Genomic DNA, 321 nt, shown 5'->3' with positions numbered 1-321 from the left:
TTGCGGTGGCGGTGAATGGCAGGACCTTTACCGGCCTGGTGGTGACCGATGAACACGGGGCGCTGCGCTATGAAGTGGCGGTGGACTCGTCGGTACTGACCGAAGGCAGTAACAATGTGGAAGTGACGGTGACCGGGGTGGATACGGCAGGCAACACCGCGGTGGCGGTGCAGCACACCACGGTGGTACTGGATACCCAGGCGGCCAACGCCATCAGCATTGATACCGTGGCAGGGGATAATGTCGTGAACCGCAGTGAGTCGCGGATGCCGACGCTGATCAGCGGGGCCGTGACCGGGGATGCACAGCCGGGCGATAACG

At 63.2% G+C, this 321-nt stretch carries 1 protein-coding gene; it reads left to right on the top strand.

Annotated elements, in window-relative coordinates:
- Positions 1–11: 11 nt before the first annotated feature.
- The coding region (locus tag BZK40_RS24100; RefSeq protein WP_172111222.1) for an Ig-like domain-containing protein at positions 12–321 on the top strand (310 nt) is incomplete at its 3' end.

It is taken from the genome of Citrobacter portucalensis (genome assembly GCF_002042885.1).
Classification (GTDB): Bacteria; Pseudomonadota; Gammaproteobacteria; order Enterobacterales; family Enterobacteriaceae; genus Citrobacter; species Citrobacter portucalensis.
The sequence above is the reverse complement of the archived record's forward strand: the minus strand, read 5'-3'. Positions and strand labels throughout refer to the sequence as shown.